At 70.5% G+C, this 12,892-nt stretch carries 11 protein-coding genes; 8 read left to right on the top strand and 3 right to left on the bottom strand.

Features of this window, described 5'->3' with window-relative positions; genetic code table 11:
• Window positions 1-72: 72 nt before the first annotated feature.
• From groES to ACQP2Y_RS04940, 4 genes are all read left to right on the top strand, one after another.
• Window positions 73-387, top strand: coding sequence for a co-chaperone GroES (gene groES / locus ACQP2Y_RS04925; protein ID WP_084297906.1), 315 nt, complete (start codon window positions 73-75; stop codon window positions 385-387).
• 74 nt (window positions 388-461) lie between these two features.
• Window positions 462-2,114: a chaperonin GroEL gene (gene groL, locus ACQP2Y_RS04930; RefSeq protein ID WP_433724960.1), complete on the top strand. Its 1,653-nt coding sequence runs from the start codon at window positions 462-464 to the stop codon at window positions 2,112-2,114.
• Between the two features lie 95 nt (window positions 2,115-2,209).
• Window positions 2,210-2,833, top strand: a complete 624-nt coding sequence (locus ACQP2Y_RS04935) for a hypothetical protein (protein WP_360556048.1) — start codon at window positions 2,210-2,212, stop codon at window positions 2,831-2,833.
• A gap of 286 nt (window positions 2,834-3,119) precedes the next feature.
• Entirely contained in the window at window positions 3,120-4,700 is a 1,581-nt protein-coding gene (locus tag ACQP2Y_RS04940; RefSeq protein WP_433731762.1) for a molybdopterin-dependent oxidoreductase, read from the top strand.
• 169 nt (window positions 4,701-4,869) lie between these two features.
• Here the strand turns inward: ACQP2Y_RS04940 and ACQP2Y_RS04945 are convergent, their stop codons facing one another.
• Window positions 4,870-5,259, bottom strand: coding sequence for a WhiB family transcriptional regulator (locus ACQP2Y_RS04945; protein WP_433724962.1), 390 nt, complete (start codon window positions 5,257-5,259; stop codon window positions 4,870-4,872).
• 230 nt (window positions 5,260-5,489) lie between these two features.
• Here ACQP2Y_RS04945 and ACQP2Y_RS04950 point away from each other — a divergent pair, with 230 nt between their 5' ends.
• Window positions 5,490-6,332 (top strand): response regulator transcription factor, encoded by an 843-nt coding sequence (locus ACQP2Y_RS04950; protein WP_360556044.1) that lies wholly within the window; start codon window positions 5,490-5,492, stop codon window positions 6,330-6,332.
• 710 nt (window positions 6,333-7,042) lie between these two features.
• Here the strand turns inward: ACQP2Y_RS04950 and ACQP2Y_RS04955 are convergent.
• Window positions 7,043-7,444: a DUF5319 domain-containing protein gene (locus ACQP2Y_RS04955; RefSeq protein ID WP_433724965.1), complete on the bottom strand. Its 402-nt coding sequence runs from the start codon at window positions 7,442-7,444 to the stop codon at window positions 7,043-7,045.
• 119 nt (window positions 7,445-7,563) lie between these two features.
• Here ACQP2Y_RS04955 and guaB point away from each other — a divergent pair, with 119 nt between their 5' ends.
• The 3 genes from guaB (at window position 7,564) to ACQP2Y_RS04970 (ending at window position 11,689) form a co-directional block, all read left to right on the top strand.
• Window positions 7,564-9,051 (top strand): IMP dehydrogenase, encoded by a 1,488-nt coding sequence (gene guaB / locus ACQP2Y_RS04960; protein ID WP_433724967.1) that lies wholly within the window; start codon window positions 7,564-7,566, stop codon window positions 9,049-9,051.
• A 14-nt stretch (window positions 9,052-9,065) separates the two neighbouring features.
• On the top strand, window positions 9,066-10,184 hold the full coding sequence (locus ACQP2Y_RS04965; protein ID WP_360556041.1) for a GuaB3 family IMP dehydrogenase-related protein: 1,119 nt from the start codon (window positions 9,066-9,068) through the stop codon (window positions 10,182-10,184).
• A 68-nt stretch (window positions 10,185-10,252) separates the two neighbouring features.
• A complete protein-coding gene (locus ACQP2Y_RS04970; protein ID WP_433731764.1) occupies window positions 10,253-11,689 on the top strand; it encodes a M1 family metallopeptidase in 1,437 nt (478 codons plus the stop codon).
• Window positions 11,690-11,695: 6 nt separating this feature from the next.
• Here ACQP2Y_RS04970 and ACQP2Y_RS04975 read toward each other — a convergent pair whose 3' ends face one another.
• The gene (locus ACQP2Y_RS04975) at window positions 11,696-12,790 is read right to left on the bottom strand and encodes an LCP family protein (protein WP_433724969.1); all 1,095 of its coding nucleotides are present in this window, start codon (window positions 12,788-12,790) and stop codon (window positions 11,696-11,698) included.
• Window positions 12,791-12,892: the final 102 nt, after the last annotated feature.

Genomic DNA, 12,892 nt, shown 5'->3' on the forward strand with positions numbered 1-12,892 from the left:
CCCCGCCCGGTGGCATGAGGCATCAGCCCGGCCTGTCCACTGGCCGGCGACAACACCTGTACCCAGGAGGGTATGCCCGTGACTACCGCGACAAAGGTTGCGATCAAGCCGCTCGAGGACCGCATCGTGGTCCAGGCGAACGAGGCCGAGACCACGACGGCGTCGGGCATCGTGATCCCCGACACCGCCAAGGAGAAGCCGCAGGAGGGCACCGTCCTCGCCGTCGGCCCCGGCCGGATCGACGACAAGGGCAACCGCGTTCCGATCGACGTGCAGGTCGGCGACACCGTTCTGTACTCGAAGTACGGCGGCACCGAGGTCAAGTACGCCGGCGAGGAGTACCTGGTGCTCTCCGCCCGCGACGTCCTCGCGGTCATCGAGAAGTAAGACCTAACCGACAGTGCTGACCGCCCTGGCCCGGCTCTCCGGTCCAGGGCGCCGGTGCGTTGAAGGGACCATAAATGGCGAAGATCCTCAGTTTCTCTGACGACGCCCGGCACCTGCTGGAGCACGGCGTCAACACGCTCGCCGACACGGTCAAGGTCACCCTCGGGCCGCGCGGACGCAATGTCGTCCTCGACAAGAAGTTCGGCGCTCCCACGATCACCAACGACGGTGTCACCATCGCCAAGGAGATCGAGCTCAGCGACCCGTACGAGAACCTCGGCGCGCAGCTGGTCAAGGAGGTGGCGACCAAGACCAACGACGTCGCCGGCGACGGGACCACCACCGCCACCGTGCTCGCCCAGGCGCTGGTCAAGGAAGGCCTGCGCAACGTGACCGCGGGCGCCAACCCGATCGCGCTCAAGCGCGGCATGGACCTGGCCGCCGAGGCCGTCTCCAAGGCCCTGCTGGAGAAGGCGGTCGAGGTCGGCGACCACAAGGCGATCGCCAACGTCGCCACCATCTCGGCCCAGGACGCCACCATCGGCGAGCTCATCGCCGAGGCGATGGACCGGGTCGGCCGCGACGGTGTCATCACCGTCGAGGAGGGCTCCGCGCTGAGCACCGAGCTCGACGTCACCGAAGGTCTGCAGTTCGACAAGGGCTTCATCTCCCCGAACTTCGTGACCGACGCCGAGTCGCAGGAGGCTGTCCTCGAGGACGCGTACCTGCTCATCACCACCCAGAAGATCTCCAGCGTCGAGGAGATGCTGCCGCTGCTGGAGAAGGTCCTGCAGGGCGGCAAGCCGCTGCTCATCGTGGCCGAGGACGTCGACGGCCAGGCGCTGAGCACCCTCGTGGTCAACGCCCTGCGCAAGACCTTCAAGGTCGCCGCCGTGAAGGCTCCCGGCTTCGGGGACCGCCGCAAGGCGATGCTGCAGGACCTGGCCATCGCGACCGGTGGCGAGCTCATCGCCCCCGAGCTCGGCTACAAGCTCGACCAGGTCACCCTCGACATGCTGGGCACCGCCCGGCGCGTCGTGGTCGACAAGGAGAACACGACCATCGTCGACGGTGGCGGCCGCAAGGCCGAGATCGACGACCGGGTCGCGCAGATCCGCAAGGAGATCGAGGCCTCGGACTCCGACTGGGACCGCGAGAAGCTCTCGGAGCGGCTGGCCAAGCTCTCCGGCGGCATCGCCGTCATCAAGGTCGGCGCCGCGACCGAGGTCGAGATGAAGGAGCGCAAGCACCGCATCGAGGACGCCATCGCGGCGACCAAGGCTGCGGTCGAGGAGGGCACCGTCCCCGGCGGCGGCGCCGCCCTGGCGCAGATCGCCTCGGTGCTCGACGACAACCTCGGCCTCACCGGCGAGGAGGCGGTCGGCGTGCAGATCGTCCGCAAGTCGCTGAAGGAGCCGCTGCGCTGGATCGCGCAGAACGCCGGCCACGACGGCTACGTCGTGGTGGGCAAGTCCGCCGAGCTCGGCTGGGGCCACGGCCTCAACGCGGCCACCGACGAGTACGTCGACCTGGTCGCGGCCGGCATCATCGACCCGGTCAAGGTGACCCGCAACGCGGTCTCCAACGCCGTGTCGATCGCGGCGCTGCTGCTCACCACGGAGAGCCTCGTGGTCGAGAAGCCGGCCGAGGCGGAGCCGGCCGCCGCGGGTGGTGGCCACGGCCACAGCCACGGCGGGCACGGACACCAGCACGGCCCGGGCTTCTGACCCGATTTCTGATTCGTCAGAGCAAAAGGGCGCGTCGCGTTTCAGCGGCGCGCCCTTTGTCGTGTGTGATGCGGGATTCGGGGAAAGAGGCGCGGATGATCGTGGTGGTGGAGGGGCCGACCGCGGCGGGCAAGACGTCGTGGTGCCGGCGGTACGTCGGCCGGTACGTCGCCGAGTACGCCGCGACCGGCCGGGAGCCCACCGACGCGGTGGCGCTGGCCCGGCACTGGGCCCGGGTCAGCATGCGGCGCTGGGCCGAGGCCGTCGACCTGGAACGCGCCGACGGGGTGGCGTTCTGCGACACCGACCCGGTCAAGCTGCACTACGCGTGGGGAATGGCGGCCCTCGGCCTGGCTCCGCGCGCGCAGTTCGACCGGGAGCTGACGGTGACCCGCGAGGCGTTCCGGGCCGGCCGGCTCGGCTTCGCCGACGCGGTGCTGGTCGGGCTGCCGGAGGTCGAGACGCTGCAACGCCGGCGGGACACGGACGAGACCCGGCGGCGGCGCAATTTCGCGGCGCACGTCCAGCTGCGGGAGCCGCTGCAGCAGTGGTACGCGGCCCTGGAGCGCCTCGATCCGGGCCGGGTGATCTGGGAACTGCCGGCCGAAGGCGTGCCGAAGCTGCCGGAGCCGCGCGCCGAGCGGTGCGCGGTGTCCCTGCTCGATGATCTGGTGGCCGCGCTGCCACCGCTGCGGCCGGCGGCCGTCATCGAAACGTAAGACCTGAGGCCCGGGTACGCGGGGCCGCCGGGTGGAGGATGGAGACGTGAAACTCTCCTTGCGGGCCGCGCTGGCCGGGGTCGCGGCGGCCGGTGTGGCCCTCGGCGTCGCCGAGCTGGTCGCCGTCTTCACCGGTCCGCTGTCGTCACCGCTGTTCGCGGTGGGCGGCGTGGTGGTCAACAACGTGCCCGCGCCGGTCAAGGACGCGGGGATCGCGATCTTCGGCACGCACGACAAGACCGCGCTGATCACCGGCACGGCGATCCTGCTGGGGGTTTATGCCGCTCTGCTGGGTGTGCTGGCTCTGCGCCGGCGGGTGGTCGCCGTGGTGGGCATCGCGTTGTTCGCGGTGATCGGGGTGGTGGCCGCGCTGACCCGCAACGACGCCGGTGTCCTTGCTGCGCTGCCGACGCTGGTCGGTGCGGGGGCGGCGTTCTTCGCTCTTCGTTACCTGCTGGGGGCAGCAGTCGAGGCGGAGCCTGATGCGGTGGTCGCTACCCCGACAGGTGGTTCTTCAGCGGCCGCTTCTGCGCCCTCTGGTTCAGGTCTTGCTGGTTCAGGGCCTGCGGGGCCCGGGTCCGCTGGTTCCGTGCCGCCCGGTTCCGCGACTGCGGAGTCCGGGTCCGTCGGATCCGCGCTGGTGGGTTCCGCATCCTCCGGGTCCGTGTCCTCCGATTCCCTGCGCGCCGGCTCTGGGGTCGCTTCCGGTTCCGGGGGCGCCGGCGGCGGTCGGCCGGCGGCGCTTGCCACCGCCTCGGCTGACGCTGATCGGCTTGCGCGTCCGCCGGTGTCGCCGAGTGCCTACCGGGAGGACGGCCGCCGGCGCTTCCTCATCGGGCTCGGCACCGCCGCCGGCGTCGCCGCGGTCGGTGGCGTGGGCGGCAGGCTGCTGACCTCCCGCCGCGCGGTGACCTCCGCCCGCAACGCGGTCGTGCTGCCCGCCGCATCGGCGGCCGGGCCCGTCCCGGCCGGTGCCCAGGTCGACGGCGCGACCGCCTACGTCACCTCGAACGACGACTTCTACCGGATCGACACCGCGCTGTACCCGCCGCAGATCGACCCCTCGACCTGGGAGCTGCGCATCCACGGCATGGTGCGCAACCCGATCACCATCACCTGGGAGCAGCTGCTGAAGCGGCCGATGGTGCAGCGCTACGTGACGCTGGCCTGCGTCTCCAACGAGGTCGGCGGCGACCTCATCGGCAACGCGCTGTGGCTGGGCACCCCGATAAAAGACCTGCTCGACGAGGCCCAGCCGCTGCCCGGCGCCGACCAGGTGGTGCAGCGTTCGAGCGACGGCTGGACCTGTGGCACCCCGACGGCCGTGCTGCGGGACGGCCGTGATGCCCTGCTCGCAGTCGGCATGAACGGGGAGCCGCTGCCCGTGCGGCACGGGTTCCCGGTGCGCATGGTCGTCCCGGGACTGTACGGCTACGTCTCCGCCTGCAAGTGGATCACTGAGATCGAGGTGACCCGGTTCTCGGACTTCGACGCGTACTGGGTGCCGCGGGGCTGGTCGGCGCTCGGCCCGATCAAGACCGAGTCACGCATCGACACACCGCGTGACGGTGCCAAGCGTGCGGCCGGGCCGGTCACGGTGGCCGGGGTGGCGTGGGCGCAGCACCGCGGGATCACCAAGGTCGAGGTTCAGGTCGACAACGGTCCATGGGCCGCTGCCACGCTCGCTCCGGTCGTCTCGGTCGACACGTGGGTGCAGTGGTCGTACTCGTGGCCCGCGACCGCGGGCAAGCACACTCTGCGGGTCCGGGCAACCGACAAGGATGGTCAGACTCAGACCAGCACGCCCGCCGCGCCCGCGCCGGACGGGGCCACCGGGTGGCACTCCGTGCAGGTCACGGTCGGCTGAATCGAGTCACGCGAAAGCCGCACTTTCGGTCCGACGACACCGTCAAGTTCGCTCATACGGTGGCTTGTATGTCCACCGACGCGGCTCACACGCCGCAGAACACGCCGACGCGGCTCCCCGCAGGGAACCGCGTCGTCACTTGTGTGGTGATGCCGCGCTCGGTCCGGCGTCAGGCCGCCGGTGCCTGCCGTTGTGCCGGCACCGTCGACTTGTGGGGCCGGCCCAGGCGGGCTTCGAGCCGAAGCAGGTCGACCCGTCCGTGAGTCCGATCGGCAAGGTCCTCCCAGCCGACCGCGAGCAGCCGCAGCCGCTCCGCTTCGCTGAAACCTCCCCAGACGCCGTACGGCTCACGGACAGCCAGCGCGTGAGCAGCGCACTCCGCCCGGACCGGGCAGGCTCCGCACATCGTCTTGGCCTTGGCCTCACGACGATTGCGGGAAGAGCCACGCTCACCGTCCGGGTGGAAGAACTGGGCGCTGTCGCGCCCCCTGCACAGGCCGAGTCGTTGCCAGTCCCAAAGATCGGCGATGGGCCCGGGCAGTCTGCGAACGTTCGACATCAACACCCTCCTCCCGCGCGGCACCGCGGAGTGCTGTCATGAGGGGCCTGGCTCAGGCCTGCCGCCGGTGTACCCCGGTGCAGGCTTCGTCACACACGACTTGTCGATGTCTTCGTCGGCCGTATCCCATCGGTGCGGCAAGCCGTACCGATGTTTCCTATTTTTTCCATCTAAAGCGCGTAATGCTGCGGCCGTTGCGTGATCTCCTCTGAGAGAGAAGGAGGATCACTGTGCGTACCGTCCTCGTGTGCGTCCGAACCCCACTAGCGGCCCAGACCGTCGCCTCCACAGCGGCCCGGCTCGGCATGACCGGGGTCGTGCGGACGGCGGTCAGCGAGACCGAGGCCATGATCCGACTGGCTGAAAGGCCGGCCGAGGTCGTACTGGCCGACACCGCCGTGACCCGTCCCGACAGCGTCGGTTTCACCCGGCGCGTCCTCGCCCGTGCCCCACAGGCACAGGTCGTCCTCTTCGGCGCCGAAGACCCCCGGGTCGCGGCGGCAGCCGTAGCCGCCGGCGCCCGCGGCGTCATCCGCGGCGTCGAACACGACCTGGTCAGTGTGGTCGCCAAGGCGTTGCTGCTCCTCCTGCTACCGGTACGCCCGCAGGGCATGCCGATCAACGGCGCGAACGCCCAACCGGCCGCGGTCGGCGGGGCGGGCCGCAACAACAACTCGGCCACGGCCCGCGGTCTGCACCGCGACGGGCTGGCCATGGCCGGCACACCGAACGCGGCCGGCATCCCGGCGATGCTGCCGAACTCCCCGATGGTCCCGGCCCAGCGCGGCGACGGATCGGACATCGACCCGGCAACGGGCCGCCCGATGGTCTGGCCGGGCAACGACACGGGCCGCACCGACGCCCCGACAGGCCGGCGACTCACGCTCACCGAGCGCGAACTGCAGGTACTGAGGGGCATGGCCGACGGAAAGAGCAACGCGGAGATCGGCCGGGAGCTGTTCGTCTCGGAAGACACGGTCAAGACCCACGCGCGGCGGCTCTTCCGCAAGCTCGGCGCCCGCGACCGGGCCCACGCGGTAGCGGCAGGCTTCCGGGCCGGCCTGGTCGCCTGACCAAGCAACAAAACGACCCGGCTCGCCCGGCCCGAGCGCGACCACCGGCTCGCGGCCGGGCCAGGCCGGCCCGGAGCTGAACCGGCGAACTTCGACCGGCCCGGTCGAAGTTCGCCGGCTTGGCTATTCGGAGACGGACTGGCGGCTGGGCCGGCTGGGTTGGATCGGTGACTGGGCCGGCTGGGCCAGCTGGGTTGGATCGGTGACTGGGCCGGCTGGGCTGAGCAGAGCTGGACCGGCGATAGGGCTGATCGAGGGCTGGACCGGCGATTGGGCCGGCCGGCCTGGTCGGTCCCGCTGGCCCGGCGGAGGTCGCCCGGTTCAGCCTTGCCGATTCGGGCGCGGCTGGTCATACCGCTGCCTCAGCTGGTTGCTCCCGCCTCGGCGGGCTTGACCGCATGGCCGGCTCCAGCTTTTTGCATGCGGCTTACCTGCCCGGGGGTGAGTCAACCGCGGTCGGCTGCCCTACCAGGTAGTAACCGCAACCAAAGTCGCACTTCGCCCGTCGGTGTCGAGGGTGCCAAAACAGGCTAGGCGCCCTTTGCCGCGGCCTGTTTTGGTGCACTCGGCACCGACCGCCTTGGGGTGAAGTGCCAGCCGAGCGAAGCGAGGCCATTTAACCGAGCCGTGGCCTGTTTTGGTGCACTCGGCACCGACCGCCTTGGGGTGAAGTGCCAGCCGAGCGAAGCGAGGCCATTCAACTCAGCCATTCAGCTCTGCTCGTCGTCCGTTCCTTCGGTCAACGTGTCGTGCACGCCGTCCGCGTAGCCCCGGGCGTACTCCCACGTCACGTAGTGGTCCGGGTCCGGGTCGTAGGCCGGCTCGTGCACCCGGGGCCGCCCGCTGCTCAGCAGGTGCCGGAGGTTCCCCCGCAGCAGGTCCCAGTCGAAGTAGTGCGGCTCGTGGCAGTCCTCGCACTCGATCACCAGGCCCCGGATCCCGGTCGGGCTCAGCAGGGCCTGGTAGATCTCCAGGTCGGAGAGGTCCTCGAGGACGTCTTGCCGCTCGGCCTCGGTCAGCGGGTCGTTCTCGGCGTCCTCCGTGAGGTCGTCGAGTCCGGCGGCCGGATCGGCGGGGTCGCCGTTGAACGGGTCGATCGGCTCTTCTTGCACGGTGTCTACCGTACCCATGTAGAGGCGGTGTGTGCTGGCCCGCACGCGCTGTCCGCCCTTCAGAGCCCCTCACCTGGATGGGTAGGATGAAACACTCCGCCTCTTGCTAGGGATGATCAGTGGATAACGAGTCCGCCCGCACGGTGCCCCTGGGTCTCACCTTCGACGACGTGCTGCTGCAGCCAGGCGAATCCGATGTCGTGCCGAGCCGGGTCAACACGATCACCCGGATGACGCGCAACGTCGAGCTCTCCATTCCGCTGCTCTCCAGCGCCATGGACACCGTCACGGAGGCGCGGATGGCCATCGCCATGGCGCGGCAGGGCGGCATCGGTGTGCTGCACCGCAACCTTTCCCTCGAGGATCAGGCTTCGCAGGTCGATCTGGTCAAGCGGTCCGAGTCCGGCATGATTACCAATCCGGTCACCTGCAGCCCTGAGGACACCCTGCGGGAGGTCGACGCCCTGTGCGGGCGTTACCGGATCTCCGGGCTGCCCGTCGTCGACGCCGAGGGTGTGCTGGTCGGCATCGTCACCAACCGGGACATGCGGTTCGTCACCGACCACGGCGTCAAGGTGCGCGAGGTCATGACCAAGATGCCGCTCATCTCCGCGCCGGTCGGGGTCAGCAAGGACGAGGCGCTCGCGCTGCTGCAGCGGCACAAGGTGGAGAAGCTGCCGCTGGTCGACGACTTCGGCCGGCTTCGTGGCCTCATCACGGTCAAGGACTTCACCAAGAGCGAGCAGTATCCGAACGCCGCCAAGGACCCGCAGGGCCGGCTCCGGGTCGCCGCCGCGGTCGGTGTCGGTGACGACGCCTACAAGCGGGCGCGCGCCCTGATCGACGCCGGCGTCGACGTCGTCATCGTGGACACCGCGCACGGTCACCAGCGTGCGGTCCTCGAGATGGTCGCCCGGCTCAAGAAGGACACCACCACCGACATCGTGGGCGGCAACATCGCGACGTACGCGGGCGCCAAGGCCCTGGTCGAGGCCGGCGCCGACGCGGTCAAGGTGGGCGTGGGTCCCGGCGCGATCTGCACCACCCGGATCGTCGCCGGTGTCGGCGTGCCGCAGATCACCGCGGTGATGGAGGCCTCGCGGGCCTGCCGTCCGGCGGGCGTCCCGGTCATCGCCGACGGCGGCATCCAGTATTCCGGCGACATCGCCAAGGCCATCGTGGCCGGCGCCGACACCGTCATGCTCGGCGGTCTGCTGGCCGGCTCCGAGGAGAGCCCCGGCGACCTGATCTTCATCAACGGCAAGCAGTTCAAGACCTACCGGGGGATGGGCTCGCTGGGCGCCATGCAGTCCCGCGGCCAGGCCAAGTCCTACTCCAAGGACCGCTACTTCCAGCAGGACGTCAACGAGGACAAGCTGGTGCCGGAAGGCGTCGAGGGCCAGGTGCCGTACCGTGGCCCGCTCTCCCGGGTCGCCCACCAGCTGATCGGTGGCCTGCGCGCGGCGATGGGTTACGTCGGCGCCGAGACCATCCCGGACTTGCAGGACAAGGGCCAGCTCATCAGGATTACCGCTGCGGGTCTCAAGGAGAGCCACCCGCACGACATCCAGATGACCGTCGAGGCTCCCAACTACCACTCCCGCTAAAGAGGCTTTGAATCATGCGTGACGTTGTGGAGATCGGTCTCGGCAAGACCGCCCAGCGCGGGTACCACCTGGACGACATCGCCATCGTCCCGAGCCGGCGGACCCGGGACGTGGACGACGTGTCCACGGACTGGAAGGTCGACGCGTACCCGTTCAAGATCCCCTGCGTCGCGCACCCGTCGGACGCCACGATGAGCCCGCAGTCGGCGGTCGCCCTGGGCCGCCTCGGCGGCCTGGGCGTGCTCAACGCCGAGGGCCTGTGGACCCGCTACGAGGACCCGACCAAGATCCTCGAGGAGCTCGCCGGGCTCGACGAGGAGGCGGACGCGACCAAGCGCCTCCAGGAGGTCTACTCCGAGCCGATCCGGCCCGAGCTGATCGCCGAGCGCGTGCGCACGATGCGCGAGGGCGGCGTGACCGTGGCCGTCCGGGTGTCGCCGCAGCACACCCTCGCGCTGGCCCCGGTGATCCTCGACGCGGGGGTCGACCTGCTCGTCATCCAGGGCACCCTGGTCTCCGCCGAGCACGTCTCCACCACCGACGAGCCGCTGAACCTCAAGGAGTTCATCGCCGACCTCGATCTGCCGGTGATCGTCGGCGGCTGCACGGACTACAAGACCGCGCTGCACCTGATGCGCACCGGCGCGGCCGGCGTCATCGTCGGCATCGGCGCGGACGAGTGGTCCACGACGGACACGGTGCTCGGCATCCGCGTCCCGATGGCCAGCGCGATCGCCGACGCCGCCGCCGCCCGCCGCGACTACCTGGACGAGACCGGCGGCCGCTACGTGCACCTCATCGCCGACGGCGGCATCCAGACCTCCGGGGACATCGCCAAGGCGATCGGCTGCGGCGCGGACGCGGTCATGCTCGGCGAGCCGCTGTCGCTGGCCGAGGGCGCCCCGGCCGGCGGCGCGTGGTGGCACTCGGCGGCGAGCCACCCGAGCCTGCCGCGCGGTGGTTTCTGCATCGCCGGCGAGCCCGACGGCACCCTCGAGGAGCTGCTGTACGGCCCGGCCGATCGGCCCGACGGCCAGCTCAACCTCTTCGGCGGCCTGCGCCGGGCGATGGCCAAGTGCGGCTACCACGACGTCAAGGAGTTCCAGAAGGTCGGCCTGGTCCTGGACCGCTGAGGCGATCGCGGGAGTGGGAGCGCGGCTTCGCCGCGCTTTCGCCGTGGGCACGTAACGTCGTTGCTGTGATGCAGCGAGGGCGTACGAGCAGGACAGCAGCCGCTATGGCCGTGGTGACGGCGCTGGCCGTCGCCGGGTGCACTGCCGACGACAAGACTCCGCAGGCGGCGGAGTCGCCGTCCGTGCCGCCGAGTTTCGCGCCCGGCGCCGAGGGTGCCGGCGACGCCTACTTCCCCAAGTACGGCAACGGTGGTTACGACGTCGCCGGGTACGACCTCAAACTCGACTACGCCCCCGCCTCCGGCCGGCTCGGCGGCACGGCGACCATCACCGCCACCGCCACCCAGGACCTGTCGGCGTTCCACCTGGATCTGGCCCGTCTGACGGCCGCCGAGGTGACTGTGGACGGACAGCCCGCCACCAGCAAGGCCGACGGCAACGAGCTCGTCGTGACCCCGGCCGCCGGGATCGTCAAGGGCAAGGCCTTCACCGTCGTCGTCGACTACAGCGGCAAGCCGCAGCCGCTCCAGAACGAGGCGCTCGGTGTCGGCGGGTGGCTGCGCACCAAGGACGGCGCCTTCGCCCTGGGCCAGCCTGAGTCCGCCAGCACCTGGTTCCCGGTCAACGACCATCCGTCCGACAAGGCCACCTTCGCGCTGGCCATGACCGTGCCCGACGGGGTCGAGGTGCTCAGCAACGGCGTGCCCGGCGAACGGGCCACCGGCGCCGGCAAGACCACCTGGCGCTGGACGGAGAGCAAGCCGCTGGCCAGCTACCTCGCGTTCGTGGTGATCGGGCAGTACCGGGTGCAGAGCACCATCCACGACGGCAAGCCGATGGTCATCGCGCTGCCCGCCTCCCTGCCCGCCAGCAGCAACGCCGCCCGTTCGCTGTCCCGCACCGCCGCCGTCACGGACTTCCTCGCCACCCAGTTCGGGCCGTACCCGTTCGACGCCAACGGTGGGGTGGTTCTCGACGACGACCGCGTCGGGTACGCGCTGGAGACCCAGTCCCGCCCGGTCTACGGCAACACGTTCTTCGTAAGCCAACCCAACACCACGGTGGTCGTCCACGAGCTGGCCCACCAGTGGTACGGAGACAGCGTCGCCCTCTCCCGCTGGCAGGACATCTGGCTCAACGAGGGCTTCGCCACGTACGCGGAATGGCTCTGGCAGGAGCACGAGGGCGAGCGGACCGCCCAGCAGTCGTTCGACCGGGCCTACTCCGGATTCGACTGGTCGGTGCCGACCGGTGACCCGGGCCCCGACCGGCTCTTCGGCGACGCCGTCTACCAGCGCGGCGCGATGACCGTGCACGCGCTGCGCCGCACGATCGGCGATCCGGCCTTCTTCGCCCTGCTCAAGTCGTGGCCGGCCGAGCACCGCGACGGCAACGCCACCACCGAGGAATTCATCGCGGCGGCCGAGCAGGCCGCCGGCGGCAAGGACCTCGGGGAGCTCTTCGAGGCGTGGCTTTTCGGCAAGCAGAAGCCGCCGCTGCCTTAGGGGGCCCTACCTGTTGACCAGCTCGGGGTGCTTGGCCAGGTAGGGCGCCGGGTCCCCGGCCGCCACCGCGCGCAGGAAGCCGCGTCCGGTCGCGGTGAGCTGCTCGCCGATGTAGCCGCCGCCACTGTAGACGCCGTCACCGGGCAGGCCCACCAGCGTCAGGCTGCTGGGCGTGAGGTCGCGCAGCGCGTACGCGTACTCGATCGGGGTCCGCTGCCCGGAGAAGACCAGCGTGTCGCCCAGCGCGTCCAGCACCGCCTGCAGTTTGGCCTGGTCGGTCGCCAGACCGGCGTCCTCGGCCTTGGTGAGCAGCGCCTTGACGAGCTGCCGCTGGTGGCGCTGCCGGGTGTAGTCGCCGCCGGCGGTGTAACGCTGGCGGGCGTAGTCGATGGCCTGCCAGCCGACCAGCTTGCGGGGGCCGGGCAGGTAGGTGGCCTGCGGGCCGACGTAGCCGCCACCGCCGGAGCGCAGCGTGCGCAGGCTGCCGTCGGGGCGGCGGTGCTGGGAGACGACCTTCTGGTCGATCTTGAGGGTCACGCCGCCGAGCGCGTCGGTGAGCTTGCTGAGGCCCGCGAAGGTCAGCACCGCGCCGGCGTCGAACTCCTTGATGCCGGTGTACTTCGAGATGGTCCGGGCGAGCAGTTCGTAGCCCTGCGCCACGTTCGCCTTGTCGGTGCCCTTTACCTTGGCGCCGTCGCTCATCGCCTCGGTGAGCTTGTGCCGTCCGCCGCCGTAGCCGTTCTTGGCGAACGCCGGCACGTCGACCCGCAGGTCCCGGGGCAGTGAGTAGAGGTAGCCCTTGCGCAGGTCGGCGTCGACGTGCAGCAGCATGATGGCGTCGGCGTGCGGTTGCCAGTCCGGGATCGTCGTGCGGGTGTCGACGCCAAGGATCAGCAGGTCGAGCGGGCCTTCCAGGTCGGCGCCGGGGGGTGGTGCGGGGCTGGCGGACGTGGGTGGCACCAGTGCCGGCGCCGAGCTGGGCGCAGCCACCGGATCGGGCTCGTCCGTGCCGCCGCGCAGGGCCACGACGATGCCCACGCCGGCCAGCAACAGCACCACGACCACGCCGGCCGCGGCCCAGAGAAGCCTGTTAGTCCGCATGCTGGAACAGTAGGGGACGCTCACCACGTGCTCAATGCCCCGGTGATCTCGCGTGGTGGAACGGGGCATGGACATCGGCAAGATCGGCCGTACGCTGACCGC

Origin of the sequence: Actinoplanes sp. CA-051413, assembly GCF_050955795.1 — a bacterium.
Classification (GTDB): domain Bacteria; phylum Actinomycetota; class Actinomycetes; order Mycobacteriales; family Micromonosporaceae; genus Actinoplanes.

Coding starts and splice junctions, on each gene's coding strand:
- groES (WP_084297906.1), top strand. CDS start 73: ATGCCCGTGACTACCGCGACAAAGGTTGCGATCAAGCCGCTCGAGGAC.
- ACQP2Y_RS04970 (WP_433731764.1), top strand. CDS start 10,253: ATGCAGCGAGGGCGTACGAGCAGGACAGCAGCCGCTATGGCCGTGGTG.
- ACQP2Y_RS04965 (WP_360556041.1), top strand. CDS start 9,066: ATGCGTGACGTTGTGGAGATCGGTCTCGGCAAGACCGCCCAGCGCGGG.
- ACQP2Y_RS04935 (WP_360556048.1), top strand. CDS start 2,210: ATGATCGTGGTGGTGGAGGGGCCGACCGCGGCGGGCAAGACGTCGTGG.
- ACQP2Y_RS04945 (WP_433724962.1), bottom strand. CDS start 5,259: ATGTCGAACGTTCGCAGACTGCCCGGGCCCATCGCCGATCTTTGGGAC.
- groL (WP_433724960.1), top strand. CDS start 462: ATGGCGAAGATCCTCAGTTTCTCTGACGACGCCCGGCACCTGCTGGAG.
- ACQP2Y_RS04975 (WP_433724969.1), bottom strand. CDS start 12,790: ATGCGGACTAACAGGCTTCTCTGGGCCGCGGCCGGCGTGGTCGTGGTG.